Genomic DNA, 26,547 nt, shown 5'->3' on the forward strand with positions numbered 1-26,547 from the left:
TGCCATGTTGATGAGTCAGAACTGAAGTGTAACGGAAACTACTAGTAACGCTAGTAATATTTTGCTTTAATCGGCTGGCTCCAAAGGTTTCGCGGTGCTAGGGCGATCGCGTGTCAAGTGAATACGCTGGACTGGTACATCAAAAAAGCTGTTTGCGGCACCTGTCGGCGTTTCACGGAGACCCCTTCCCTGTCTAGAGTTAGGTTGATACAGCCCTGGGGTTGACATTTCCTTTCATGGCCCAAAGTCCTGCCGGCAAGTCCGCGCCTCAAAAGAAACCTGTACCCAAAAAGCCTGCTGCCGCGAAGAAGGCCGCAGGCTCTGTCGTTCCTGCGAAGCGCCCGGCGATCAAAAAGCCCGCTCGCAGGGCGCAGCCGGCCAAGACGCAGGATGCCCAGACCCTGACTCCGAAGCAGCAGCGTTTCGTGGAGGAGTACCTGGTGGATCTCAACGGCGCCCAAGCTGCCATCCGCGCCGGCTACAGCGTCCACACAGCCAAACAGATTGCTACGGAAAACCTAGCAAAACCTTACCTGCAGGCGGCAATCGCAGAGGCACGCAAGGTGCAGCAGGAGCGCACCCAGGTCAGTGCGGACCGCGTGCTCACCGAGGCACTGAACATCCTGGTTGCCGATCCTCGTGAGCTGGTCGAGGTCAAGACCGGCTGCTGCCGCCATTGCTTTGGCGAGGGCAACCGATACCAGCGCACCGTGGGCGAGATGAATGCTGACCGTGAGCTCTGGGCCGTGAAGGGCAATGCACCGGCAGACTTCGATGAGCAGGGTGGCATTGGCTTCAACCCTCTGCTGGAGCCAAACCCGGACTGCCCGCAGTGCGGTGGCGATGGTCATTCGCGCGTGGTGACGAAGGACACTCGCAGGCTCAGCACGCCCGCGCGTGCGCTGTATGCCGGCGCCAAGGAAGGGAAGTACGGCATCGAGGTCATGTTCCACGACAAGGTAGCCATCCTCGAGAAGCTGTTCAAGCACACCGGCCTCTACGAGAAGGACAACGAGCAGAAGAGCGACCCCTTCATGCTCAAGCAGATGACCGATGCCGAGCGTGCAGTGCGGCTCGCGGCCCTGCTCAATGGCGGCCCAGGCGCGGCCATGCTGCTGGCCACGCTCGCGGCGAAGCGGGGTGAGGAATGAACACGCCCGCGCTGACCACGGCCGACATCCTGGATCTGCTCAAGGGCCTGGACGCGGACACGCGCGCGGAGCTGGACTCCCTGCTGCTGTCGGGCGATGCGCCCATCTGGGTCCCGCAACCTGGCCCGCAGACCGTGGCCTTCGAGTCCGATGCCGACATCGTCTTCTACGGCGGCGCGGCCGGCGGCGGCAAGACCGATCTGCTGCTGGGCCTGCCGCTTACCAAGCAAAAGCACAGCATCATCTTCCGGCGCCAGTCCGTGCAGCTGACCGGCATTGAAGAGCGCATGACCTCGATTCTGGGCACGCGCGATGGCTACAACAGCCAGGACGGGATCTGGCGGCTGCCGCAAGGCAAGGTCCTGGAACTGGGCAGCGTGAAGGAGCCGGGCGACTGGATCAAGTACCAGGGACGCGCGCACGATTTCAAAGGCTTCGATGAGATCACCCACTTCACCGAACTGCAGTTCCGTTCCCTGATCGGCTGGCTGCGTACCGATGACCCGACCATCCGCCAGCGCGTGGTGTGCGCGGGCAATCCGCCTACCGAGCCCGAAGGGGAATGGGTGAAGCGCTTCTGGGCACCGTGGCTGGAACCTTCCCACCCGAACCCGGCCAAGCCAGGCGAGCTGCGCTGGTTCGTGACCAATGAGAAGGGCGAGGACCAGGAGGTGCCAGGCCCCGAGCCTGTCATGGTCGGCCCGGACCTGATGACGCCCAAGAGCCGGACGTTCATCCCCTCCAGCGTCAACGACAACCTGTTCCTGCTGTCCACGGGCTACAAGGCCACGCTGCAGTCTTTGCCTGAGCCGCTCCGCAGCAAGATGCTGAACGGCGACTTCAATGCAGGCAGCGCGGACCCTGCCTGGCAGGTGATCCCCACCGAGTGGGTGCAGGCGGCGCAGGCCCGGTGGAAGCCGCGCGAGGCCAAGGGCGGCATGACGGCCCTGGGCCTGGACCCGGCGCGCGGCGGCATCGACAAGACTTCGGCGGCGCGGCGCCATGGCAGTTGGTTCGATGAGCTGGTCAGCGCTCCTGGCGCGGTGACCAAGGACGGGCCGACGGCTGCGGGCTTTGTGGTGCCGCTGGTGCGCGACGGCGCGTGCATCTGCGTGGACAGCATCGGCATCGGCTCCAGCGCCCTGGATTTCATCGTGGGCCTGAATCTGCTGGTGCTCGCGGTCAACGGATCGGAGACGTCCAACGCCATGACCAAGGCCGGCAATCTGCGCTTCCGGAACCGGCGCGCGGAAATGTACTGGCTTCTGCGCGAGGCCCTGGACCCGACGAATCCCAATCCCATCGCGCTGCCGCCAGACCCTGAGCTGCTGGCCGACCTCACAGCCGTTCGCTACAAGGTGGTGACCCTGGGCCGGGTCGCGGCGATCCAGATGCTGTCCAAGGACGACATCCGCAAGGCGCTGGGCCGCTCACCTGACAAGGGCGACGCGGTGGCAATGACCTTTGTCCAGGGCATTCCTGAGCCCGGCAGCAAGCGGCACGAATACGAAGAACCCGAAGAGACCGATTGGAGGCTCAATTGATCAACACCAGCACGATGGACGTGGACTCGCCTGAAGTCGAGGGTTCTCTGGATGCCGGGGATGATGATCTGCGCATGGGTGAGGGCGAGGTGTCGCTCCACGAATACACCGAATGGCTGCGCGAGATGGACGAGGAGCCGCCCTGGCGCATCGCGGCCGACAAGGAGATGGACTATGCCGACGGCAAGCAGCTGGACACCGAGCTGCTGAACGCCATGAAGGAGCAGGGCATTCCGCCGGCCATTGAAGACCGCATCGGCCCCACGCTGCGTGCGCTCACGGGCTACGAGCAGACCACGCGCACGGACTGGAGGGTCACGGCCAACGGCCAGACGGGCAGCAAGGACGTGGCCGATGCGCTCAATGTCGAACTGAACGAGGCCGAGCGCGAGTCCCATGCCGACGATGCCTGCAGCGATGCCTTCCGGCCCCAGGCCGCCGTGGGATTTGGCTGCGTGGGCGTGCAGCGCGTGAGCGATCCGACGCAGTACCGCTACAAATGCGCGGTCGTGCGCCGTAGCGAGGTGCGTTGGGACTGGACGGCGGAAGAGTGGGACCTCAGCGACGCGCGGTATTTCAAGCGGGACAAATGGCTGCATCCCGAGCGCATCGCGCGCGCCTTTCCGCAGGCGCGGGAGCTGATCCTGTCCTGTGGCCGCAATGGTGCCACGTGGTGGCAACAGGGCTATCCGGGCCGGCTGGCCAACCAGGGCGGCAGTTCCACGGGCCTGACCAATGCGGGCCAGGATGCGCGCGGCTGGACAGTTGAGGAAGCGCGCTGGTACGACCGCACCAATAAGCAGCTGTGCCTGACCGAGCTTTGGTACCGGCGATGGGTGGAGGTGGTGCTCATCGAGTCCCCTGATGGCCGCGTGGTCGAGTACGACGCGGGCAACCAGGCCCACAACTACGGCTTGGCCACGGGCATGACCAAGGCATTCAAGGCCATCGTGGCGAAGGTGCGCCGAAGCTACTGGCTTGGGCCGCACAAGTTGCACGACAGCCCCTCGCCATACCCGCACAGCCATTTCCCCTACGTGGTCTTCTGGGGCTTCCGCGAGGATTCCACGCGCGTGCCCTATGGCTACGTGCGCGGGCTGATCTACCAACAGGACAGCCTGAACAGCGGGACGGCGCTCATGCGCTGGGGCCTGTCCGCCTACCGGGTCGAGAACACGAAGGGCGCCACGAATATGCCCGACGCGGTCCTGCGGCGCACCATCGGGCGCCGCAACGCCCATGTGGTACTGGACCAGGAGCACATGGCAAAGCCCGGCGCGCGCTTTGAGGTCAAGCGGGACGTGCAGCTCACCGAGCAGCAGCACCAGCTCATGAACGACTGCCGCGCGGTCTTCGAGCAGCTGTCCGCAGCGCCGGCGGCATTCACGGGCCAGCGCGGCAACGCGACCAGCGGTCTTCAGGAGCGCACCCAACTGGAACAGGCCAACCAGGCGCTGGGCGAGATCATGGGAAACTTCCGCCGCGCGCGCACGCTGATGGGCGAGATGCTGCTGGCCATGATCGTTCAGGACTTGGGCGCCAAGGAGAAGACGGTGATCATCGAGGGCGATGCCGTCACCGAGGACCGTTCGGTGGTGCTCAACAAGATCGAGACCGATCCGGCCGGCTACACCTACCTGAGCAACGACGTGCAGCGCACCCTGCTGAAGGTCCAGCTCGAGGAGGTGCCCAGCACGCCCGGCTATCGCTCCCAGCAGCTGTATGCAATGCAGGAGGTCATCAAGACCATGCCGCCGCAGTTCCAGCAGGCCGCCATGCCCTACATGGTTGCGCTCATGGACACGCCCTACAAGCGCGAGATCATCGAAGCCCTGCGCGCGGCCGGCTCCCAGGAGAGCCCGGAGCAGGTCGAGCAGCGTATTCAGCAGGAGGTGCAGGCCGCGTTGTCCAAGGCCGGGCACGACCTCAAGGCGCGCGAGCTGGAGATGAAGGAGCGCCTGACCGATGCCCAGATCAAGAAGGTGATGGCCGACGCCGTGCAGGTGGGCGTGCAGGCCGCTTTCTCGGCGATGCAGGGCGGGGCCCAGGTCGCCATGAATCCTGCCATCGCGCCCATCGCGGACGCCATCATGCAGGGCGCGGGCTACCAGAAGCCCAACCCAGGCGGTGACGATCCGGACTTCCCGGTGCCGGGAGTTGTTGCCGATGGCCCCGCGCCTCAGTCTGGCGGGCCGGGCGCGGCCGGCGACATTGGCCAGGTGCGCGAGAACACCAGCCCCGCTTTCCCGCCCATCCCGCAGGAGCCGGCGCGTGGCATGCAGGGCATCGAAACCCCGTCGGCGGCAGACAATTTGCCGTAGCCAATAGCGCGACCCCAAAGAGAAACGCCCCTATCGGGGCGTTTGCTTTTACTTCTTGCCTCCGCCGCTGGGCGGATTGTTGCCGCGTCCGCCACCCGAGGGGTTGCCAGTCTTGCTGGGCCAGTTGGGGTTGTCGCTCATCACATCTCCTTCGGAATCAAAAAGAGGGTTTGTCAGTGTAGGGGCCCAGTCCGCACGCGTCCATGCCGCAGTGCAACCGTGTGTTTCGCAAGTTGCCCCGTCTAGGGTTGGTCTTTTGTTCCCCGCTTTTTGACACTGCTTCCAAGCCGTAGCGCATGCCGCTGTGGCGATGACTGCGGCGCTTCAGCGCTGCGGATTCAAGAGCAGATGGCGCGGCGCCCAGGCGCTGCTCCGGATTGCTGGCCCATGCGGCCACGGCGATATGTGGCGGGACAGGCATGACGACATCACAACAGGATTCTTTTGAAAGCGCGGGCGGCGAACTGTCGGCCGATCAGTTGACCCAGATGCTCAACGCTGGGTTGCGTGGCGATACCTCGGCAGCGTCCGAGGAACCCGGCGGCGCGCCAGCGACCGCCACTGATCCGGCAAACACTCCTGCTGCACCCGCTGCGGAAGCGGTAGCGAAGCCCGGGGGCGATGCTGCGTCGGCCGAGCCAGACCCGGCAAATGCCGTGGTGCTGGCCAAGGATGGCAAGCACACCATCCCCTACGAGAAGTTGGAACAGGCACGCCAGGGCGAACAGCGCTGGAAGTCTGAGGCCGAGCGCGAGACCGCCCGTGCCGCCGCAGCCGAGGCCGCCCTGGCCGAGCTGCAGGCGCAGGCGGGGCAACGCGCTGCCGATGGCAAGGCCCCGACCGAGACGGACAAGCTGGCGGCGCAGGCAGGCGCGGCCATCGAGGCTGGCGCGGATCCGGAGCTGTTCGGCGACTACTCGGAAGAAGGGCTTCGCGCCGGGATGCTGAAGCTGCACGCGGCCACCCGCGAGCAGCTCAAGGCAGAGCTGAAGGCGGAACTGCAGGCGGAGGTCGAGCGCGAGTTGGCGCCCCTGCGTCAGCACCGCCAGGCCTCGGCCGAAGAAGTGCACTCGAACGCCATCTACGCGGCGCACCCCGACGTGGATTCCATCGCCCAGAGCGCGGAGTTTGATGCATGGCTCAAGGCCATGCCCAGCTACGCGCAAAGCGCCGCTCGCGGCGTGCTGGACGGCGGCAGCACCGAGCAGGTGATCGAGCTCTTCAAGGACTACAAGGCCGCGACTGGCGCTTCCGCCGCGCCCGCTTCAAAGGATCCCCCGAACGACCCGGCCAAGGCCGCCAAGGAAAAGCTGGCGGCCCTCGCAGTGCCCGTGCCCAACAGCCTCTCGGACATCCCGGGTGGCCGTCCGGGTGGCGGGTCCCTGTTCGAGCGGCTGGATTCGCTCGAAGGCATGGAGCTCTTCAACGCGATGGCCGACCTCACGGAAGAGCAGCGCGAAGGGTTCCTCAACCGAAAAACCTGAACTGAGCGAGGACTGACATGACCAAGACCGCGATGTCGGCCAGCGACAAGCAAAAGCTGGTGCAACAAGCCGTTGGCGTTTTCACTGCGACGCAGAAGCGCCATTCCAACATCAACCGCCTGACGGGCAAATTCCCGAAGATCGATACAGCCGCCAGCTCGATTGCCAACCAAACGAGCAACACCATGCCCATCGTCCAGACCATGGACATGGGCAAGGGCAAGGGCGACGAATTGAAGTTCAACTTCGTCAACCCCGTGGGCGGCATCCCCATAATGGGCGGCGAATACGCTGCCGGTCGCGGCGAGGGCGTGAGCCTGTCCGAGGACCGCCTGCGTGTGAACCAGGCCCGCTTCCCGCTGGACTTGGGCGGCGTGATGGACGAGGTGCGCAGCCCGGTGGACATCTACCGCCTGGCCAAACCGCTGCTGCAAAGCGCCATGGACAACTACGAGGACCAGCTTTCGCTGGTGCACATGGCGGGCGCGCGCGGATTCGAAGACAACATCACCTGGCGCATCCCCCTCGCGGCGGATCCGCGCTTCAACAAGGTGGTGGTCAACCGCGTGAAGGCGCCGACCAAGAACCGCCACTTCATCGTGGACGGGGATTCGGTGCAGCGCTTCAAGACGAATGCCGGCGAGGTGGACCTGACCACGGCCGACATCATGAAGATGTCCAACGTGGACGCCATCCGCAGCTTCCTCGGCCAGATGGTGCTGCCGCCGCCGCCCGTGGAGTTCGATGGTGACGAGATGGCCAAGGACAGCCCGTTCCGGGTGCTGCTGGTGTCGGATGCCCAGTACGAGAAGTTCGCCACCGACCCGAACTTCCGCAACTACCAGGCCCAGGCTCTGGCCCGTGCGCGCAACGCCAAGGATCACCCGCTGTTCCGCAACCCCGAGGTTGCGCTGTGGAGCGGTGTGCTCATCGTCAAGATGCCCAAGCCCATCCGCTTCTTCGCGGGCGATGAGATCAAGTACTGCACGCAGTTTGACAGCGAGACCGAGGCCGGCGTGATGGTGCCCCAGTCCTTCGGCGAAACCTTCGCAGTGGATCGCGCCATCTTGCTGGGCGGCCAGGCCCTGGCCAAGGGTTACGCCAAGAGCCGTCACAACGGCCTGCCGTACTTCTGGAAGGAGCAGGACGATGACTTCGAAGACAAGCTCGAAGCGATGATCGGCGGCATCCTGGGCGCCTCCAAGATCCGCTTCGCCGTGAACATGGGTGATCGGGTCGAGTTCACCGACCACGGCGCCACCGTGATCGACACCGTGGTGCCGATCTTCGGTCGCAGCCTGTAAGTCCTGGGGCAGGGGGCGCGGACCCCTGTCTCGCTTCCTGAACTTCCAAAGGAGCCAATCATGGCAAAGATCAAAATCCTCGGCGCCGACCGCAATCAGTTCGGCGGCGCTCGTCCCTATGGGAATGTGACCACCATCCGCAGCGTTCTGGAAACGGGCGCCACGGGTATCCCGGTGCGTTCCAACGCCACCGCGGCGCTGGCCGTCAATGATGTCGTGCAGATCAACACGCTGCAGCCGGGCTTCCTGGTCGAGGCGGTGTCGCTGATCGTGTCCAACGGCTTCGGCATAGGCGTCACAGCCTCGCTGGGCTTTGAATACACCGACGGCGTGGACCGGCCCGAGCTGCCCCAGGCCGCCAACTACTTCGGCGCGGGCATCGACCTGGCCACCGTGGCGAACCTGCGCCTGAACCTGACCAAGAAGCTGGCCAAGTTCCCCGCTGGCGTGACGCTGCTGCTGACCATCACCGGCGCGGCCGTGGCTGAGGCCGGCTATCTGGATCTCATCGTCCACGGCGAAGGCCTGGGCGCGGACTGACCCCGCCGCGCGGCCAAAAGGGGCGGCGACGCCTCTATCCGCGCTGGCATGAACCGCTGAGGCTCATGATGAACCAAGAAACCAAAGTCGCGGTCCAGTACATCGGGCGCCGCCCCTCGTACATCGACCGCCTGTATGGCACCGGCCTGTCGTTCGACGCAGAGCAGGTGCGCGACCTGCCCGCGTCCATCGCCAAGAACTTCCTGCGCCATGGCGACCTGTTCCAGCGCGCGGCCGTGGTCGAGGAGGCCGGCGCGGGCCAGGGTGGCCAGCAGGCCCCCATCACGCCGTTGGACGATACGGCTGCCCAGCTTGCCGAGGCACAGCGCCTGCAGGAGGAGCAGCGCGCCAAGGACATGCGCCGGCAGGAGCTGCTGGACCAAGTCTCCAACATGGACAAGGAAGGGCTGCAGGTGTTCGCCAAGGACACCTACAACCAGGTGGTGCCCAAGACCATGACGCTGGAGAACATGCGCGCCAAGGTCTTCGCCTTCATTGACGAGTACGGCCCGCTATGAACCTGAAGCAGCTGGTCACCCAGTTCCGCAGCGATGCGGACGACCGTTTGGAGCCCTTCCGCTGGAGCCAGGACGACATCCGTTCTTGGCTCAACGAGGCCCAGGCCGAGGCAGCGGTGCGCGGCCGGCTGCTGCTGGACGACTTCACGCCGGGCCTGTGCGAGATCCCCGTGGTGACTGGACAGGTCAGCTATCAGCTGCACCCCAAGGTCTACGAGATCGCCGACATTCGCTTCGTGCCGGCGACGGGTGAGGAGGCGCGGTGTCTCGAACTGGTGACGCGCGAGTACCTGGACGAGAAGGCGCCGCGCTGGCGCGATGCCTCCGCCGGGCTGCCCCGATACGCCATCCAGACCGAGAAGCGGCTGCGGCTGGCGCCTTCTCCGCGCATGGCCGGCACGTTGAAGCTGGAGGCCTACCGCCTGCCACTGGTTGCGTTGATCAGTTCCGTGGAAGAGCCGGAGATCCACGAAGCCCATCACCCCTATCTCGTGCACTGGGCGCTGTATCGCGGCTTCGGGCAGCCGGATTCCGAAGGCTTCGACCCCGAGCGCGCGGCCCAGGCCTATGCCGTGTTCGAGCGGTACTTCGGCATGCGGCCCGATTCCGATCTGCGGCGCAACACGCGCCACGACGAACCCCAGGTCACGGTCGTCCATTCCCTGTGAGAACAGGAGGAGATAAGCATGCGTGGATTCGATCCCGAGAAAATGAAGCAGGTCAGGGCAAATGCGCTGGCCAATCAGCCACGCCTGGGGTTCCGGCCGCGCGGCAGCGGTGGGCAGCAGGAGGAGAGTCAGCCGGGGCCCGGCCTCGGCTTCGGCCCCACATCGGTATTGGAAGCCCGAAAGGCACAGGCCCAGAACCAGGCCCCCGACTCCATCCCCGGCATGTTCAAGCCGGGCGAGTTCGTCCTTCCTCCCGATACCGTGCACGCCATGGGCGGGGCAGATGCTTTGAAGGCCGTGGTCGATGCCACGCACACCCCCGTGTCCACCGAGCCCGTGATCCCACGCGGGTTCAAACCGAAGGTGTTCTTCGACAATGGCAAGCGCCCCGAGGACCAGATCCCGACGGACGGCCAGCGCGCGGCGCCTGCTGCCGACGGCTCCCAGGACAACCCGATGAATTCGGAGCTGGGCCGGAATGTGACCAACACCCTGGGTGCCTTGCCCGGAGCTGCCGGCTTTCCTGGCGCTGTCTCGCGCGTGGCTGGTGCCGGCGCGAATGCGCTGTCTGGTGCTGGCCAGGCCGCAGGGTTTGCCGGGCGCGCGGCCACCGCTGCAGCACCGTTGGGCGTGCCTGCGGCCGGCGCCGTCGGCCTGGGGGCGGCCTACGAGGCGGATCGGCCCGTGGGTGGACTGCCTTCCAACCGCGCGAACACCGCCGCTGCACCTGCAGCAGTTCCTGCTGGAACCCCGACCACTGCCACCACCAGCACCGCCGGCTCCACCATGGGCCCTCCTGATACGGCTGGGCCGTCCGAGGTGATGCCCGGCGTGTTCCGCCGAGGCAATAGCTACGCCGACAGCGCACAGGCCGCGGCTCTGGGCGACCAGCCGCGCGGCCTTCCGTCCTGGCGCAACCAGAATGCAGCCAACAACCTGGCAGGCCAGCAGCAGGCCGAATCCATGGGCCGCGTGCAGGCCGCCATGGCGCCCCCGCCCACATCCCCAATCCAGCGCGTGGCCATCATGGGCTCCGGGGATGCGCGCGGATTCCGCCGTGCCAGCAACCTACGCGCATCAGATCGCGGCGACCTGGCACGCCTGCAGGAGGCCCAGCGCTACGACACCCGCCTTGGTTTCGCCACCGGCCAGCAGCAGCTGGAGCGCGACCGCATCGCGGCCGACATGTTCAACACCGCGCGCGGCTTCAACGTCGCCCAGCAGCGCCTGGACACCGAGCGCCGCACTGCTGATTCGGAGATCGCGGCGCGCGGGTTCAAGTCGCGGGCACTTCAGCAGGAGGAGCGGCTGCGCAATACCTTCCTCGATCCCAACGCCACACCCCAGCAGCGTCAGCAGGCCCAGCAGTCCCTGCGCGCGATCAACGGGGAGGCGGATCCGTCCCAGTGGGCTCTGCAGGTCACCCCGGCCACCAAGAACGCCGACGGCTCCACCACGGAATCCAGCGTCTACCGGATCAACAAGGCTTCGGGGGATGTGCAGAGGGTGGATGCTGCTGCTGGCCTTCCACCAGGCATGACCAAGCAGGTCGGGACATCAGGCGGGAAGCCGGTATACGAGGACGCGAACGGCCGGCGGTTTGTGGGAGCGTAGGCCCTACTGGCCATCCAGCTTTCCGTTGAACGGTACAAGGCCGCCATGTTCGGCCTTGAACTCGCCCATCGTGCGGATCACCGTGTCGGTGGAGCCCTTGATGATCGCGTTCTCCCTGGCCTTGTCCTGCGTAACCCAGGCCCAGAAGTCGTTCCGGGCAAACAGCGCATCGGCGTCCGGGTGCGCGGCGTAGATCTTCCTGTAGTGCGTCTCAAGCTTCAGCAGGTCTGCATCCGTCTTCACCAGCGGGTGCTGCGCGCGAATCTCCGCTGACAGCGGATACCGCTCGCACATGTCTGTGGGGCCTGCGCTCGGGCTATACAGGCACCCGCACGCGCGCATGATCATTCCGGCCGCCGGCTGCCAGGACGTGTCGCGCGCCTTGTCCAGCGTGCACTGCTCAGGGGACTTCGGGCCCAGCAGGCCACGGCCCGAGCCGCGGCGCACATCAAAGAAGCGATCAGGGTATTTCGAGCCGCACAGGTTCAGCGCCGCAGCCTGTGCGGGTCCGTTCTTCACCCCGGGCAGGTTGTCCAGCAAGCAGGTGGCGTAGTCGGCAGCGAAACTGGATGTCGCCAACGTCGCAAGCAGCATCGCTATGCAGTGTCTGATTGATGGCCTCATGAATTTCTTTCCCATGGTGAGAGTGACCCGAGCGTGCAGTGCCAATGGAGGTGGACCGGACTTCGCGTTTGTGTCGGAATAGTAGATGAACGAGATGAAAAAATTGTTCTACGGCTTGTTACATTTATTTGATAGGATACGTAGCAAATGACAACGCTTAGCTTCGCACCTCAGGTCCTGGAATGGGCGGCAGGGAACATAGGTTCCACTGTCGAGCAGCTGGCCGTCAAAGTTGCAAGCCCAGCCAAGACGGAAAGCGTGGTGCAGGGCAAGCTCACGGCCAAGCAGGCGGAAAAATTTGCATCGCTAGCTCAAGTGCCATTCGGGTTTTTGTTCTTGGATAAGCCGCCAGAATTGCCGTCTCCAGAGATCCCGGATTTGCGCCAAGTGCCCGGGGCTGCCCGTCTCTCTAAAGCCTTTTTTGACACTCTTGCTGACGTTAAAAAGAAACAAGAGTGGTACTCTGATTTCCTAAAGGACTGTGAAGCAGCCACGCCGGATTTTGTTGGAAAATTTCATCCTCATAATTCCACCGTGGAAGATGTCGCTGATAGCATTGCCAGAAAAATTGGCTGTGATCAGGGGTTAAGGCAAAGCTGCGCGGATAAAGAGCAATACTACGGAGAACTGGTGGCGAGAGTTGAATCCGCTGGCGTTCTTGTTTTTAAGAATGGCGTCGTTCAGAATAATCCGCATCGGCCGTTAAATGTCGAAGAGTTTCGCGGTTTTGCTTTGGTTGATAAATTGGCGCCTGTGGTGTTTGTTAACGGGAAAGATAGTCCTGCGGCATGGATCTTTACCCTCTTGCATGAAGTTGCGCATATTTGGTTTGGTGCAAGTGGCGTGTCCGACATATCGGCGAGCGTTGCTGGAAGATTCGATGGCATTGAACAAAAATGCAACCAAGTTGCGGCAGAGGTGTTGACTCCAAAAACTGAATTTTTGGAGCAGTGGGAATTTTTTGGAGATGACTTGGCCTTGCATAGACTGCCTAACATATTCAAGGTTAGTCGACTGGTCGTGGCCAAAAGGGCCCTTGATCTTCATCTAATAGATAAAGAATCCTATCTAAGTGTGCTTCGGCAAACGAAGGCGCTTGATGCCAAGGCAAATGCCGAGGGAGGCGGGGATTATTATAAAACTGTATTGGTGAGAAATAGCAAGAAATTGACGAGCGCCCTTGTATCGGAGGCGTTTGCCGGTCGCGTGATGCTGAGAGATGCGGGCGCATTATTGAATATTTCTTCCAATGCGGTCGCTGAACTACATAAGAAAAGAAAGGCGAAGGTTTGGCAAAGTATCTGATTGATGCCAATGTATTTATTCAGGCCAAGAATATGTACTACCGCTTTGATTTTTGCGGAGGATTCTGGGACTGGCTAAAAATTGCGCACGAGAACGATTTGGTGTTCTCTATTAAAAAAGTCAAGGATGAGCTCACCGCATGGGAGGACAACTGCTGTGCATGGGTGAAGACACTGCCTGACAGCTTCTTTATAGATGACATGGCTGATGCAAAGGTTATGGCGGAATATCGCGGCATTATGCGATGGATAGCGGGAACAGACTTTAAAGACACCGCGAAAAAAGAATTTGCAAGAAATGAAGTGGCCGATGCGTTTCTTATCGCTGCCGCAAAGGCTCATGGATATACTGTAGTGACACAGGAGCAAAGCAATCCCGCCTCAAGAAGGAAGATTTATTTGCCTGATGCAGCTGCAGCGAATGATGTGGAGACTATGTATGTTTATGACATGCTATCCAAGCACTCTGACTCAACATTCATACATCGAGAGTTACTTGATGTATGAACTAGTTAAGAAACAACCTGCAGCCGTTGATTAAAGAGAGATAGCCTCTTCGGGGCGGGCTCTCCGATAATTTTTTCGCAAGCCATACAGTTTTGGCAGCCCCGCATCAGTAAGCAATGGGTCACCCAACCCGTCACGCGGGCGCGGTAACGCTGCTCATCTTCCGGCGGACCCGCCCAGGGTTCGCGCGATCCCGCCACAGTGCTGACACTGGGGCATGGCACATCTCCCCATCTTCATCCTCTCCGGCGCGCCGGTCCTGCCGCTTGTGTTGGCCTGCGTAGCCCTGTGCGCTGCGTATCGTGCGAGGGCTGCGGCGCGGCGGGCTGAAGCGGGCGCGCGGACTGCTGATGCCGATTTGGCCTATGTGCGCGACGTGCTGCTGCTCGCGCGCCGTGAGTTCGACTTCCACGGCGGATGCGTGGCCACCGACCGGCCAGACTTGCCCCTGTCGCCAGACACCAGCTGGACCGTCGATTTCGCAAGGGCTCGGGCAGCTATCGACGTCGCCATGGATTTGCTGGAGCGCGCGGCTCCCCGTACTGGTCCCGAATGTGAAGGTTGTAGTACTCGCCTGCCGAGCGCGCTGCTTTCAACCCGGTCCAAATATGTTCCGGCACCCTCGGATAGTCATAAGGCCGATCCGGGCTGCTCGTGAACCACAGGCGCAGAAGATGGGTGTCTGGGCTGTAGGTGCCCTTCACAAGCGTGCGTGAGCCTGCGAACGAATGCGTCTCCATTGGCTTGGCCCTCTCGGGATGGTTGTGTAGGAGAACCCATCGTAGCCCGAGGGAGCTTTTCTCCTGGGTGCATGCCCACCCCGTGCGGCTTGCGTCGTTTCTGGGCGCTGGTGCCGAGAACGCGCACCTGTGACAATGCCCCGCATGCACGAATGCGTCTTCACCCACAACGGCGTCGAGTTCAGCGCAGACTACGAGGCCTGTGGCGACGTGCTTGTGGTCTTCCTGCCGGACGACTCTTCCAGGGAATCACCGTTGAGAGGCCGTGACCCGCACGCCGTAGCTCTGGAGCACCTCATGTTCTACGCACACACGCTGGAGGATGAGGCCAAGCGCTGAGTCTCCAGGTTGTCCGCGCACCAGCAGAGTCAGCAGGCCGAGCAGGCCCTGGAGCGCGGAGGTGCGGACGCGGCCCGTGTGAGGCTATCGTCCCGGCGCGGGATTTTCCGTGCCACTATCGCGCCATGATTCCCGCACCCCTTCTTCAGTTCACCGACGTTCGCACACGCGCCTTCAACGGACAGACCCTCATCGGAATCAAGCACACAGCCAAGACCAAGTCTGGCCTTGCGGTCACAACCACCTGGGTCGATATGCCTCCTGAGGATGTGGAGCGGCTGATCAAGACGCTGCAGGACACGCTGGCCGGACTGCCGGTCGAGTAGCAGACTCGCGCATCCCTCACCCATGAGCCCCGCATGTCGGGGCTTTTGCTTCCCCGGCTACGGTTCACTCACAAGTGACCCAGTGCGGCGCGACGCTCCCAGTGAGGATGATGTGGCTGAGGCTAATCTGTCAAAAAGAAAAGGCCCGCGTGGCGGGCCTGGTGTGCGCGTTGAGCTGACCAGTCAATCGTCGTTTCCGCCGTAGTTGTATGTGGTCCCAGAGTACGAGCGGCCTCGGCTGTTGACGCCATTGTGATAAGTCGTATTCCCATAGGTGCTCGAGGTGCCCGACCAACCATTCCCGTTGGCCCCGGTGCCATTGTGGTACGTCGTGTTCCCATATGCGTTGGAGGTGCCCGACCAGGCATTTCCGTTGGCCGCCATGCCGTTGTGATAAGTGGTGTTGCCGTAGGTGTTGCTGGTCTGGTTCCAGTTACTCCCGGTTCGAGCATTGCTGCCTTGCGTGTATGTGGTGTTCCCGTACTGCTGGACGGTGTAGCTGTTTCCGTTGTTGTCGGTGCAGTAGCGCGATGACCCGGAACCTGTGCAAATGGCGTGCGCGCTGAGTGCTGCTGTGCCAAATGCAATGGCCGCGATGATTGACTTCATATGCCCTCCTGATGGTTGCAACAAGATATTACAGCACCTGAAAATTAAGCTTGGCTGCTCCCCCGCCTAGGGTTCGACCGCCCCCGCACCTCTCCTTGAGAGTGGGGGGATGGCAAACGACAGCACTCTAAAGCCCTTCTCAGGCGAACTCGACAAGCCTTCGGTTGGCGGATTGAAGCCGTTCGAGGGCACGCTCGATGGAGAGAAGCCCAGTCGCAGCGCTTCCGATTACGCCCGAGACGCGGCGGCATGGACGGTAAAGGGTGCCATCGCGGTTCCGGAAGCCGTTGTGGGCTTGGCCGACATCGCTACCGGCGGCCGTGCGGGGCAATTTCTTGAAAACAAGGGCGGCACAGTTGGATTCCGGCCGAAGGCCGCCCGCGAGGTCGTGAACGACTGGCATTCCGACGCCACCAAGGAAGCCCAGCGCAAGTTCCAGGAGGCCGAGGGCCTGGGCGGCAAGTTCCAGGCCGCCATCGAGAATCCTTCCAACATCGTCGGCGCGGTTGTTGAATCGCTGCCGGCCATGGGTGCTGGCGGCGTGGTGGCGCGCGGACTGGGCGCGGCCACGCGGCTGGGTGCCAAGGGCGCCGCTGCAGCTGGTGCGCTGGGTGAGGGCATCGTGGGTGCGGGCTCGGCTGCCGAGCAGATCCGCCAGGAATCCGAAGATGGACTGCTCTCGCCGGGCCAGACAGCTGCAGCGGCAGCCACGGGCGCGGCCACGGCCGGGCTGGGGTATGCCGGCGGGCGGGTGGCGCAGCGGCTGGGCATTGGTGATGCCGAGACCATGCTTGCCCAGGGCAACAAGGGCATTGCCAAGCAGTTTGCCGACGACGCGGCCACGGCGGCCACGAATCCACTGGTGCAGCAGCGCGCGGTCAAGAGCATTCCGACGCAGGTGATCCAGGGGGCGATTTCCGAGGGCTTCCTCGAGGAACTGCCCCAGTCGGTTGCCGAACAGATCTTCCAGAACCTGGCCCTGGGCAAGGACTGGTCCGAAGACGTGGATACGGCGGTGGTGCTGGGCACGCTGTCGGGCGCGGCAATGGGCGGCGGCGCGGCGGGGTATCGGGCGGCGCGCGAGCCGCGCGTGCCTGCAGGCCAGCCCGGCGAGGCTCCTGTAGCGGATCAGCCCGGGGCCGAGCAGGTTGCGGCCGGCGCACCTGGTGCTGCTGGCCCTGGCGCTAGCCCGGGTGCTGAAGGCGCCGCCACGCCAACCAATGCCGGTCTGGAGACCATGCGCAGGGAATTCGAAGCCCACATGTCGCAGCTGCAGCAGGAAGAGGGCGGCGAGCCGCAGGTGCCGCAGAGCACGCCGCCCGATGGCGCGGCAGCGCTGGCCCAGCAGCGTGCACAGCAACAGGCCCGGCGCGATGCCGAGATGGCCACGAACCGCGCCGTGCAATCGCCCGATGACGAGATCCTTCAGTCCACAGGTGCCGCTGCCATGCCGCCCTCGCGCGCCATGGGCCTGGACCCTGCTGCCGGCTCTCTGTCCGCAGCTGCTGCCCTGGCTGTGGATTCCGGTGCGGCTGCCCAGACCCAGCAGGCCGATGCTTTGGCGCAAGCCGCCGAAGTTGCCGCCCGTGCGCCAGTCAAGAAGAAGGCCTCCGAACGCCAGGTCACCGCAGACCCCGCAACAGGCGAGATCGAGGGTGGCGCCCTGGCCACTTGGACGGATGAGGACCTGTCCAACGGATTCCGATCTGCCCAGGCGAAGAACGTGCGCCTGCAGCTGGCGCGCGAGCTGGCACGGCGCCGCGGCGAGCGCGAGCAGCAGGCCGGAGCCGCCGCGCCTGCTCCCACATCCACCCTCCAGCAAGGAAGCATCGATGGCACACAAGCCGATCAAGCCCAGCCGCCGCGCGCGGAATCTTCGCCGGCAGCAGGAGCGCAAGGAGCGCCGGTTGCAGGTTCTGCAGCTGCGCAGGAGCTGACCGATGGCACCACCTCGTCTCAGCACGATGGCGCGCAAGCAGGTGCAGCGCCAAGCCCGCAGGCTCAAGCGCCGACCCAAACCCCTGCCCAGCGCATCGACGCCGGGCGCGCGGCCTGGGCCAGCATGCCCGCCGCAGAGCGCAAGGCCTTGGCCGGACGGCTTGAGGGCCTGAAGCCGGTCATCCGCAAGGCGCTCCCCGGCGCCACGTGGGAGCGGCTGAATGTGGACCTGCAACGCAAGATCGCGGACGCCATTGCGCCGCAAGGAGCAACCAATGATTCACCCGCACCTGCAGTACGGATGGCAGATGAACGCGCAGCAGGCACTGAGGCTGCTGCGGCGGCTGGGGGCGGTGAGCCGGCAGGACGCGCGCCAGATGCTCAGCCTGCTGGGCCGCGAGGTGGCGTTGCCGGACAGCCTGCTGCCGGCGTGCAATCTGCTGTACCTGGCCGAAGTGGCGCCAGCGAACAGGCTGCCGGCGTAGCCCCTGCTGCTGCGCCAGCGCCCACGGCGGGCCAGCAGCAGGCCGTGGTCATGGCAAAGGAAGGGAGCGACGCGCGGCGCGCGCAACTGCTGGCCGCGAGCGAGCGCTGGACCAGCATGCCGGCGGCCGAGCGCCAGGCTGTGGCCAAGGCAGCGAAGGGGTTGAGCGCTCCGGCGCGGGCGGGCGCCCACACGCGGGCATGGGCTGATCTTGCGCCCACGGTGCGCGAGAAACTGGCCGCTGCCTTGCCCGATGCTGCTGCAGCACCTGCTCTGCAGGACCAGGCCGCCTCTGTGTCAGCCGCTTCCGGCGACGAATTCCCCCTGCAGGAGGCAGCCGCCAGCTACTCTGGCATTTCGCATCAGGGCAACACCCGGTCAAAAAGCGACCGAGCGGCCTTCGAAACCTTCCTGAACAGCCAGCGCGACGATGGCATGTCCGTGGCCAAGACCGAAGCCCAGCGGGCGGCTGTGGAATCCGAAATGCAGCAGCTGCGACAGGAGTATTTGCAGCAGTACCGCATGCTGATGGGCGTGCGCGCCGGCACGTACAGCGGCTTCGTGGCAGGCCGCAGCGGCCTGAACTCCAAGCAGGCCGGAAGCCGGAACAACAGCCTGGATCGGGCCATGGAACGCTTTGCGTCCTGGGTGTCTGCAGCAGCTGGCCGATCCCGCGAGGCGGCGCTGGCCGCCCGCACGCCCGCTGAAGTACAGGCTGCGAGGGAGGCCGCCGCCACTGCACGCCAGGAAAAGGACGCTGCACGGTTGGCCAAGGATCTTGCGCTGGTGGGTCGGGTTCTGGATTGGAAAAAAGGCGACCGTTCGGAATTTTCCAAAGGCACGACCTTGGTCGGCGTGAACAAAGACCGTGCGGGATACCCCAGCAGTGTGATGCTGGAGCCCACCGATGGCGCGCCCCTGGTGGACAACAAGTTCGACTTGGCTGGGTTGCTTCGCCGCAAAGGTGAAAGCGTGCCCGAATCGCGCCAGCGCGTGCGTGATCTGGTGGACAAGGTGCGTGCCGAGCGTGGACAGAACGGCAGCGAGCCTGCTGACGTCACGCCCAAGCGGCCTCGCGGGGTCCTGGCTAAAAAGGCCGCGGCCGAAGAGGCCGACCGCTCCGACTACTTCACCCCGGGCAACATCGTGAAGGGCTACGGGGATAGCCATGTCCGCGTGGTCTCGTACACGCCGGCCAACGCCGATGGCGCGTGGAGCGTGACGGTGCGCCAGGTGGAGAAGCAGGGCTCTGGCTGGGAGGATGTGCCGGGCGTGCGCGAGCGCACCCATGCCACGCCGCCCAGCGCGCGCGAATTGAAGGCCGGCCCGGTGGAGCGCGCCGAGGAACTCCCATTCCGACGCGGCGAGGCAGATGCCCAGGGCCTGACCGATGAACAGATGGCCAACCTGCTGCGCATCATGCGGCCCGAGCCGGCGGCGTTTTCCGATGCGGCGCGGGCCCGGGCCGTGGGCCAGGTGCGTGAGACGGTGGATGCCATCCGCAAGGGTTGGAGCAATGGGCCGGAAGTCGTGGTGGCCTTCGACATGAACGATCCGGCAGTGCCCGAGGCGGCGCGGCGCGCGGATTTGCGCCAGCGCAGCGGCGGCGCCAGTGGCGCGCCCGAGGGCTTCTACTGGAAAGGTCGCGCCTACCTGCTGGCCAGCAAGCTGAACACGCCCGCCGACGCGGCCCGCGTGCTGCACCACGAGGTGCTGGGCCACCATGGCCTGCGCGGCATGTTTGGGCCGGAGCTGAACAAGATCCTCAACCAGGTGGCCACCATGCGCCAGGCAGAGGTTGCGGCCAAGATCAAGGAATACGGCCTGCGTGGCGTCACGGACCTGAGCCGGGGCCACGCGACAGAGGAAGTGCTGGCCGAGATGGCCGAGATGACGCCGCAGCTGCATTTCGTGCGCCGCGCCGTGGCCGCCATCCGCAACTGGATGCGGGCCAACGTGCCTGGGTTCAAGGGCCTCAAGCTCTCGGATGCCGACATCATCCAGGGCTACATCCTGCCGGCGCGCGATTTCGTGGAGCGCGGGCAGCGCGCCGTGTCCGACCGCGTCGAGCCTGTGTTCAGCCGCTCCGACTCGCCGTCCATCACGCCTGACGCAATCATTGGCAGCACGCTGGGCAGCGCATCGAAGCACCCGGACTACGCGGCGGCGAAGGGTGGGGATGTCGCAGCGGCCACACGGCTGGCTGTGGACCTCGTCACACCCGAGATGGTGGCGAAGGTCGCTGCTGCACTGGGTGGCGACCGCCCGCGCGTTTTGCCGGTGGCGGCTGAAGAGGTCTCGGGGCGCAACAAGATCCCGCGCGCCGTGGCCGAAGTTCTGGCAGCGCGCCTGGGCCTGGAAACGGCGACAGGCATTGTGCAGGCGAACCGCGCGCGTCGCACCGGCTTGGATGGGCTTGACCGCATCTTCGCGCCTGTCGATTTCGCGGGCGCCGTGGAGCCTGGCGACTACCTGCTGGTGGATGACACTCTCACCCAGGGTGGCACGTTCGCGGCCCTGGCCAGCCACATCCGCGAGGGCGGTGGCAACGTGGTGGGCGTGGTTGCGTTGACCGGCAAGCAGTACAGTGCAAAAATCCAGCCCTCTCCTGAAATTCTCGCAACTCTCCGGCAAAAACATGGTGACCTCGAAGTCCAATTCCGTGCAGCCACAGGCTACGGCTTCGACGCGCTCACCGAGTCTGAGGCGCGATACCTTGCACGATTCGAACCGGCTGAGCGACTCCGAGATCGAATCGCTGAAGAAGGACGACGCGGAAGCGAGCGCGCAGATCAAGGCAATCCTCGCCAAGGCGATGCCGACGACGAGGTGAGCTTCAGCCGCTCGCGGCTTTCGGAGATCAAAAACAGCGCTCTGGACCAGCTCCAGAAGACGATGTCCCACCCGGGCAAGATCTCTGTCTGGGACAAGACCATCGGCACCATGCGGCACCTTGCCGAGCGCGTGCCAGCCTTCAAGCCCGTCTACGAGACTGCGCAGCAGAACATCGATGACGTGTCTATGCTGGCCAACGATGCGGCCGACCGCGCGCCGCGCCTGCTGCCGCGCGTGGACACCATCGGCGACCTGGTGGGCAAGAACCGCAAGACCCCCGTATCGGCGGCCGACAACAAGGCCGTGGCGAAGCCGCTGTTTGAAGGCACGCTCCTGTGGGGCCGGGACGTGGACGGCAAGGCGGTGCTTGTGGACGAACTGGCCAAGAAGTACGGCAACCTGCCCGCAGACGACAAGGCCCAGCTGCTGCTGCGCGCCGGGCGGCTGGATGACCGCATGCTGGGCGCCTGGCGCGGCCTGCAGCTGGCCCAGTACGAGGCCAACGTGAATTCCCGCTTCGACAGCAAGATGCTGAAGGCCGGCACGGTCTGGACCGATGCTGAGCTGCAGACGATGTTCGGCGCGACGTCCAACCAGGTCGCGCTGTACCGCGAGGCCCGGGCGGCCATCGACCGCTCCATCGACATGACCGCTCGGGCGGACATGATGCGCGCCCTGGGCGACGAGTACGCCCCGATGCGCGACATGGTGCTGGATGCCCCCAAGCTGTCGGACGCCCTGGAGCTGCTGACCACCACGCTGCAGCACGATGCCAAGGCCAAGCCGGAGCTGGCCGACCGGCTGCTGCAGTTGAACAACCTGGTGGTGGACCGTGCGGCCACGGCCAAGGACCTGCAGGACGCTGGGTATGCGCCTCTGTCGCGCTTCGGCCGCTTCACGCTGGACGTGGTGGATCAGGATGGCAACCGGCAGTATTTCGGCCTGTACGAGACCATGAAGGATGCCAACCTGGCCAAGATCCAGATGGCCCAGGCCTTCCCCGGCGCCGTGATCACCCAGGGCACGATGAGCCAGCAGTCTTTCAAGCTGTTCGCCGGCATAACGCCCGAGACCCTGGAGATCTTCAAGGACATGGTGGTGGGCAAGGAGGCCGACGCGGCCACGCGCAAGGTCTACGACGAATACCTGAAGCTGACCAAGAACAACCACAGCGCCTTGAAGCGCCTGATCCAGCGCAAGGGCATCGAGGGATACAGCCAGGACGTGGGCCGCGTGGTGGCCAACTTCGTCTACAGCAATGCACGTCAGGGCGCGGCGGGCCTGAACGCGGGCACGATGGACCGGGCGATCAACGACATTCCCAAAGACCAGGGCGAGCTGAAGGACCTGGCCATGGGTCTGCGCAGCTACATCCGCGATCCGCAGGAGGAGGGCCAGGCTGTGCGCGGCATGCTGTTCGCGCAGTACCTGGGCGGCTCCCTTGCCTCGGCCTTCGTGAACATGACCCAGCCCTTTGCGGTCACGCTGCCATGGCTCAGCCAGTTCGGCGGCATTCGCGCGGCCAGCGGCCAGATGACCCGGGCACTCAAGGACATGGGCACGCGCGGCATGAAGTACGAGACGGACCTGGCCCACGCTCTGAAATCGGCCGAAGACGACGGCGTGGTCTCGCCCCAGGAGGTGCACCAGCTGATGGCCCAGGCGCGCGGCGCGGGAGGCCTGCGCTCGGGCGACGGCACGCGGGCCGGCGATGCGCGCGCAGCGGCGGGCAATGCCTGGGAGCGCGCCAAGGTGGCATGGAGCCAGCCCTTCGCTCTAGCCGAACAGTTCAACCGCCGCTCCACCTTCATCGCCGCATTCCGGATCGCCAAGGCCCAGGGCATGCCCGATCCCGGCGCCTTCGCGCGCAAGGCGGTGCTGGAGACCCAGTTCGTCTACTCGAAGGCCAACAAACCCCAGTGGGCGCGCGGCGCCGTGGGCGGCACGCTGTTCACCTTCAAGACTTATTCCGTCAGCTACCTGGAGCTGATGCAGCGCATGTGGAAGCAGGGCGGCCCCGACGGAAAGCGTGCCGTGGGCTGGGCCCTGGCCATGCTGCTGCTGATGGGCGGTGCCGGCGGCGTGCCCTTCGCCGAGGATGTGGAGGACCTGATCGACGGCGCGGGCCAGCTGATGGGCTACAACATCAGCAGCAAGCAATGGCGCAAGCAGGCGCTGGCGGGGATCGTGGGCAAGGAACTGGGCGAGTTCATGGAGCAGGGCCTGTCGGGCCTGCCGGGCGCGCCCATCGATGTGTCCGGGCGCCTGGGCATGGGCAACCTGATCCCCGGCACTGGACTGTTCCTGACCAAGCAGTCGCGCGAGCGCGATCTGCTGGAGGTGGTTGGCCCTGCAGGCGACCTTGTCGCGCGCGGTTTCACTGCCGGCCGCAAGGTGCTGACGGGTGACGTGGCGGGCGCGGCCCTGGAGGTGTCGCCCACGGCGGTGCGCAACGCGGCGAAGGGCCTAGATATGGTCGCCACAGGCATGTACCGCGACCAGAAGGGCTACAAGGTGATCGACACCACGCTGGCAGAGGCGGTGGCCAAAGCCATCGGCTTCCAGCCCAAGAGTGTGGCCGAGGTCCAAGAAGCCAACAGCTTCATGCAGCGGTCCAAGAGCTTCTATATCCAGACCTCTTCGGACATCAAGGCGCAATGGTCCCAGGCTGTCTTCGAGAAGGATGAAGCCGGCCTGCATCGCGTGCGCGACCGGCTGGCCGATTGGAACAAGAACAACCCCGAGCAGCCCATCGTGGTCAAAATCCCCGACGTGATGAAGCGCGTGCGCGAGATGAACAAGGATCGCACAGATCGGATCGCGGACACATCGCCCAAGGCTCTGCGTCAGCAAATGCGAGCGTGGGCTGATCACGCTCGTGCCTGAAGTCCACACTGTCGATCCACTCGATGGTCAGCCAGTAGATCTCGATGATCGGGTGGCGCTCGGCGGGCGTGGTCAGCTTGAAGAAGAGGAGGCTGCGATCAAGAGCAGCCAGAAGATGATGCCGTGCGTCAGTCCATTAACTTAGGTAGACGATCAGTGCGGAGAGTCAAATTTTCTTCTGTGGATGAGCTAGTCGCGCTGCAACAAATACAGCCTATCGAATTGGAATCCGGAGCAACGACCATTCGCGTTAGCAGTGCTACCTGGGACAATACTCCATCCCTCGGTATATGCTAGGGCGCATGCGTTTACACGAGTGCCAGTCCTCTGCTGGCTCACGTTTCGGAATTTATACAAAAATTGTCCTTGGGTGTGCCCACACTTATTTCCAGGGCGGGTTGCTGAGTAAAGAACCCATCCTTGGTTGTAGTCGTTTGAGTAGCAACTTTCTCGAAGCTCGCCACCATCAAGAACCTGGAATTCTCTCCAAGCCACCCACGATGGAGAGCTTGTAGTTTCAAGAATAATTGTCCTTACAGGTATTTCCTGCAGATTGTTAAACTCAATCCAATTATTGTCTTGGGTATATCCGGAGAATCCGCCGAAATTAAACCATTGTCCAGCATCATTTCTTCCCCAAATATGGTGGGTTGTGCTACCTGCTGGATTTTGGGAAGGAAGCATCCGTAGAGTAGAGAACATTCTCTCGGAGCCCAGGTCAATATCTATCCACTGAGTGGGTCCCGCGCCGGCGTTCCAAATCGTATTGGGATTTCCATCCGCCGCTTTCGTCATGTCGGCAACGTTGCCGGAAGCGTTTGTGATGGAGATAGGCAGCAGCACGCCTGGGCTTTGTGCGAATGCTCCTGCTGAGAACATTGCGGCAGCCGCACCAATTGATGCAGCCACCATCTTGAATGATTTCATTTGCAACTACTCCTCCAGTGTGTGAAGCCATGCATGCTAATAGAGTTTCGCCTTGAAATTTAAGAATTGTGCTATTGCATGTGGGAATGTGTAATGGCTTTTTTTGTTATTGAGCAAACTATTACTTTGCTAACTATTGGGGAATGGCAATGTAATTGGTTGCACACTTTCGCGGAGCGTGTGCCCCGGCTAGGGTTCGACGCATTCAGAGCGGCTCGGCAAAGTCGGGGCATGCCAGCAATTCGCTCCTTCCAAGGCCTGAACAACGTCACCGACCCGCTGCGGCTCGGCCTGTCGTGGTTCACCCGTGCTGACAACGTCGATGTGACGGAGTCGGGCGGGGTGCAGGTTCGTGTCGGCCGCACGCTGGCGATGGCATGCACGCCAACGGGCCTGTATTCCACCCGCGATTTCAGCCGGCTGTATGTGGTCGACGGCGGCGAGCTGCGGCAGGTGCTGGACGACATGACCGTGCGCCCCCTGGCGCTGGGCCTGGGCCGCGATGCGTACTGGACCGAGATCAACGACCAGGTGCTGTATGTGGCCGGTGACGCGGCCGGGATCATCCCTGGGGAAGGTGATGTGCTGCCCTGGCGCCTGCCTGTGCCGGCCGAGCCGCGCGTGCTGGTGGGCGAGGGCGGGCAGTTGCCGGCGGGCCAGTACCGCGTCTGCGCCACATTCATCCTGGCGGATGGTCGGGAGACGCCGGCCAGCACGGCGGCCGAGGTCGTGGTGGAGCAGGGCGCTGCGCTGCGGATCAGCGGCATTGAGCAGCTGCCCGGCTGCGTGACGCGCGTCTACGTGGCACCGGCCGACAGCACCGCATTTCAGTTGGCCTTTGGTGCTGCTGGTCCTGCTGCTGTCTGGGCGCAGCCGCCCGAGGCGCTGGGCCAGGAGCTGCTGACCGATGGGCTGGACCCGCTGCCCGAGGGCGTGGACGTGATCGCCGAGTGGCGCGGCCGCATCTATGCCGCCCAGTACTTGCCCGAGGACGACAAGACCGCAGTCTGGCGCAGCGTACCCCTGGCGCCGCACCTCTGGGATCTCTCCGAGGGCTTCTTCATGGTGCCCGGCCGCGTGCACGCCCTGGCACCGAACGACGCCGGCCTGGTGGTGGCCACCGACCGCGCAATGCATGCCTACACGTCCGAAGGCCTGGTCCTGCTGGCCAGCTACGGCACGGTGCCGGGCCTGCCGTGGGCGCTGGACGGCAAACGGACGCTCATCTGGTCGCAGCGCGGGTTGTGCCAGTTCCCCGAATTCACCAACCTGACCGCCTCGCGCGTGAGCGTGGCGCCCGGCCTGCAGGCTGGCGCGGCCGTGCTCGAGCTGGAAGGCCAGGTCCGTTTCATCAGCTGCCTGCACGCGGGCGGCACTCCTTTCAACCAACGACGCGAGGTATCGCCATGACTCTCAAACTCTCCACGGCCCTGCGCAATGCGCAGGCTGGCACCACGGGCTTTGCCGGCGCGCTCAATGGCGGCTGCATCCTGGTCTACAGCGGACCGCAGCCCGTCACCGCTGATGCAGCTCCCACGGGGACGCTGCTTGGCCGTGCCACGTTGAACGGTGACCCCTGGGTTGCGGGTTCGCCCACGAATGGCCTGGTCCTGGACACGCCGGCCAATGGCGGCGTGCTCAAGCCGGCATCGGCGGTCTGGAAGTTCACCGGCCTGGCCGCCGGCACCATCGGCTGGTTCCGGTTCGTCGGCAACGGAGCAGACGATGGCTCCGCATCGGTGCTGCTTCCCCGCGTTGACGGCGCTGCGGCAGTGGGTTCAGGCGAAGGCAAGTTCTCGACGCTCACTGTGGTGGTTGGCCAGCCCATCACCATCGATTCGTTCTCGTACATGATTCCGGCGCAGTAGGGCGAGGGCGGGCAGG

The 26,547-nt window shown here is 64.2% G+C and carries 20 protein-coding genes; 16 read left to right on the forward strand and 4 right to left on the reverse strand.

Annotated features, from left to right (window positions below):
- Positions 1–236 precede the first annotated feature (236 nt).
- The 9 genes from BW39_RS08425 (at position 237) to BW39_RS08465 (ending at position 11,144) form a co-directional block, all read left to right on the forward strand.
- Positions 237–1,151, forward strand: coding sequence for a terminase small subunit (locus BW39_RS08425; protein ID WP_052155294.1), 915 nt, complete (start codon positions 237–239; stop codon positions 1,149–1,151).
- Positions 1,148–2,695, forward strand: a complete 1,548-nt coding sequence (locus tag BW39_RS08430) for a terminase family protein (RefSeq protein ID WP_043821036.1) — start codon at positions 1,148–1,150, stop codon at positions 2,693–2,695. The genes BW39_RS08425 and BW39_RS08430 overlap by 4 nt, the downstream gene beginning before the upstream one ends.
- A complete protein-coding gene (locus BW39_RS08435) occupies positions 2,692–5,016 on the forward strand; it encodes a portal protein (RefSeq protein ID WP_326923859.1) in 2,325 nt (774 codons plus the stop codon). The genes BW39_RS08430 and BW39_RS08435 overlap by 4 nt, the downstream gene beginning before the upstream one ends.
- Before the next feature lie 419 nt (positions 5,017–5,435).
- A complete protein-coding gene (locus tag BW39_RS08440) occupies positions 5,436–6,500 on the forward strand; it encodes a hypothetical protein (RefSeq protein ID WP_043821038.1) in 1,065 nt (354 codons plus the stop codon).
- Positions 6,501–6,517: 17 nt separating this feature from the next.
- Positions 6,518–7,804, forward strand: coding sequence for a phage capsid family protein (locus BW39_RS08445; RefSeq protein ID WP_043821040.1), 1,287 nt, complete (start codon positions 6,518–6,520; stop codon positions 7,802–7,804).
- 60 nt (positions 7,805–7,864) lie between these two features.
- Positions 7,865–8,344, forward strand: coding sequence for a hypothetical protein (locus tag BW39_RS08450; RefSeq protein WP_043821041.1), 480 nt, complete (start codon positions 7,865–7,867; stop codon positions 8,342–8,344).
- Between the two features lie 68 nt (positions 8,345–8,412).
- Complete coding sequence (locus tag BW39_RS08455) at positions 8,413–8,862, forward strand: hypothetical protein (protein ID WP_152547200.1); 450 nt, start codon at positions 8,413–8,415, stop codon at positions 8,860–8,862.
- Positions 8,859–9,530, forward strand: a complete 672-nt coding sequence (locus BW39_RS08460; protein WP_043821046.1) for a phage adaptor protein — start codon at positions 8,859–8,861, stop codon at positions 9,528–9,530. The genes BW39_RS08455 and BW39_RS08460 overlap by 4 nt, the downstream gene beginning before the upstream one ends.
- Positions 9,531–9,548: 18 nt before the next feature.
- Complete coding sequence (locus tag BW39_RS08465; protein WP_152547201.1) at positions 9,549–11,144, forward strand: hypothetical protein; 1,596 nt, start codon at positions 9,549–9,551, stop codon at positions 11,142–11,144.
- Between the two features lie 3 nt (positions 11,145–11,147).
- Here BW39_RS08465 and BW39_RS08470 read toward each other — a convergent pair whose 3' ends face one another.
- The gene (locus tag BW39_RS08470; protein ID WP_152547202.1) at positions 11,148–11,738 is read right to left on the reverse strand and encodes a hypothetical protein; all 591 of its coding nucleotides are present in this window, start codon (positions 11,736–11,738) and stop codon (positions 11,148–11,150) included.
- 177 nt (positions 11,739–11,915) lie between these two features.
- On the opposite strand from BW39_RS08470, the gene BW39_RS30185 reads away from it, so the two are divergent.
- Together BW39_RS30185 and BW39_RS30190 are read left to right on the forward strand one after the other, a co-directional pair.
- A complete protein-coding gene (locus BW39_RS30185) occupies positions 11,916–13,073 on the forward strand; it encodes an ImmA/IrrE family metallo-endopeptidase (protein WP_081816155.1) in 1,158 nt (385 codons plus the stop codon).
- Positions 13,058–13,579, forward strand: coding sequence for a DUF4411 family protein (locus BW39_RS30190; protein ID WP_081816156.1), 522 nt, complete (start codon positions 13,058–13,060; stop codon positions 13,577–13,579). The genes BW39_RS30185 and BW39_RS30190 overlap by 16 nt, the downstream gene beginning before the upstream one ends.
- Positions 13,580–14,076: 497 nt before the next feature.
- On the opposite strand, the gene BW39_RS32280 is transcribed toward BW39_RS30190, so the two are convergent.
- Positions 14,077–14,319 (reverse strand): KTSC domain-containing protein, encoded by a 243-nt coding sequence (locus BW39_RS32280; RefSeq protein WP_081816157.1) that lies wholly within the window; start codon positions 14,317–14,319, stop codon positions 14,077–14,079.
- 144 nt (positions 14,320–14,463) lie between these two features.
- On the opposite strand from BW39_RS32280, the gene BW39_RS08475 reads away from it, so the two are divergent.
- Positions 14,464–14,658 (forward strand): hypothetical protein, encoded by a 195-nt coding sequence (locus BW39_RS08475; protein ID WP_235264173.1) that lies wholly within the window; start codon positions 14,464–14,466, stop codon positions 14,656–14,658.
- 125 nt (positions 14,659–14,783) lie between these two features.
- On the forward strand, positions 14,784–14,984 hold the full coding sequence (locus BW39_RS08480; RefSeq protein ID WP_043821052.1) for a hypothetical protein: 201 nt from the start codon (positions 14,784–14,786) through the stop codon (positions 14,982–14,984).
- 183 nt (positions 14,985–15,167) lie between these two features.
- On the opposite strand, the gene BW39_RS30200 is transcribed toward BW39_RS08480, so the two are convergent.
- Positions 15,168–15,593: a hypothetical protein gene (locus BW39_RS30200; RefSeq protein WP_200871505.1), complete on the reverse strand. Its 426-nt coding sequence runs from the start codon at positions 15,591–15,593 to the stop codon at positions 15,168–15,170.
- 388 nt (positions 15,594–15,981) lie between these two features.
- Here BW39_RS30200 and BW39_RS08485 point away from each other — a divergent pair, with 388 nt between their 5' ends.
- A complete protein-coding gene (locus BW39_RS08485) occupies positions 15,982–23,736 on the forward strand; it encodes a PLxRFG domain-containing protein (RefSeq protein ID WP_043821055.1) in 7,755 nt (2,584 codons plus the stop codon).
- A 189-nt stretch (positions 23,737–23,925) separates the two neighbouring features.
- Here BW39_RS08485 and BW39_RS30205 read toward each other — a convergent pair whose 3' ends face one another.
- Positions 23,926–24,663 (reverse strand): discoidin domain-containing protein, encoded by a 738-nt coding sequence (locus BW39_RS30205; protein ID WP_081816159.1) that lies wholly within the window; start codon positions 24,661–24,663, stop codon positions 23,926–23,928.
- Positions 24,664–24,894: 231 nt separating this feature from the next.
- Between BW39_RS30205 and BW39_RS08490 the strand changes: the two genes are divergently transcribed.
- Positions 24,895–26,073 carry a hypothetical protein gene (locus tag BW39_RS08490; protein ID WP_043821057.1) on the forward strand — a complete coding sequence of 393 codons (1,179 nt, stop codon included), beginning with the start codon at positions 24,895–24,897 and terminating at the stop codon, positions 26,071–26,073.
- Positions 26,070–26,531 (forward strand): hypothetical protein, encoded by a 462-nt coding sequence (locus BW39_RS29755; RefSeq protein ID WP_052155296.1) that lies wholly within the window; start codon positions 26,070–26,072, stop codon positions 26,529–26,531. The genes BW39_RS08490 and BW39_RS29755 overlap by 4 nt, the downstream gene beginning before the upstream one ends.
- Positions 26,532–26,547 lie beyond the last annotated feature (16 nt).

The sequence above is a fragment of the Delftia sp. RIT313 genome (genome assembly GCF_000632165.1).
GTDB classification, from domain to species: Bacteria; Pseudomonadota; Gammaproteobacteria; order Burkholderiales; family Burkholderiaceae_C; genus Comamonas; species Comamonas acidovorans.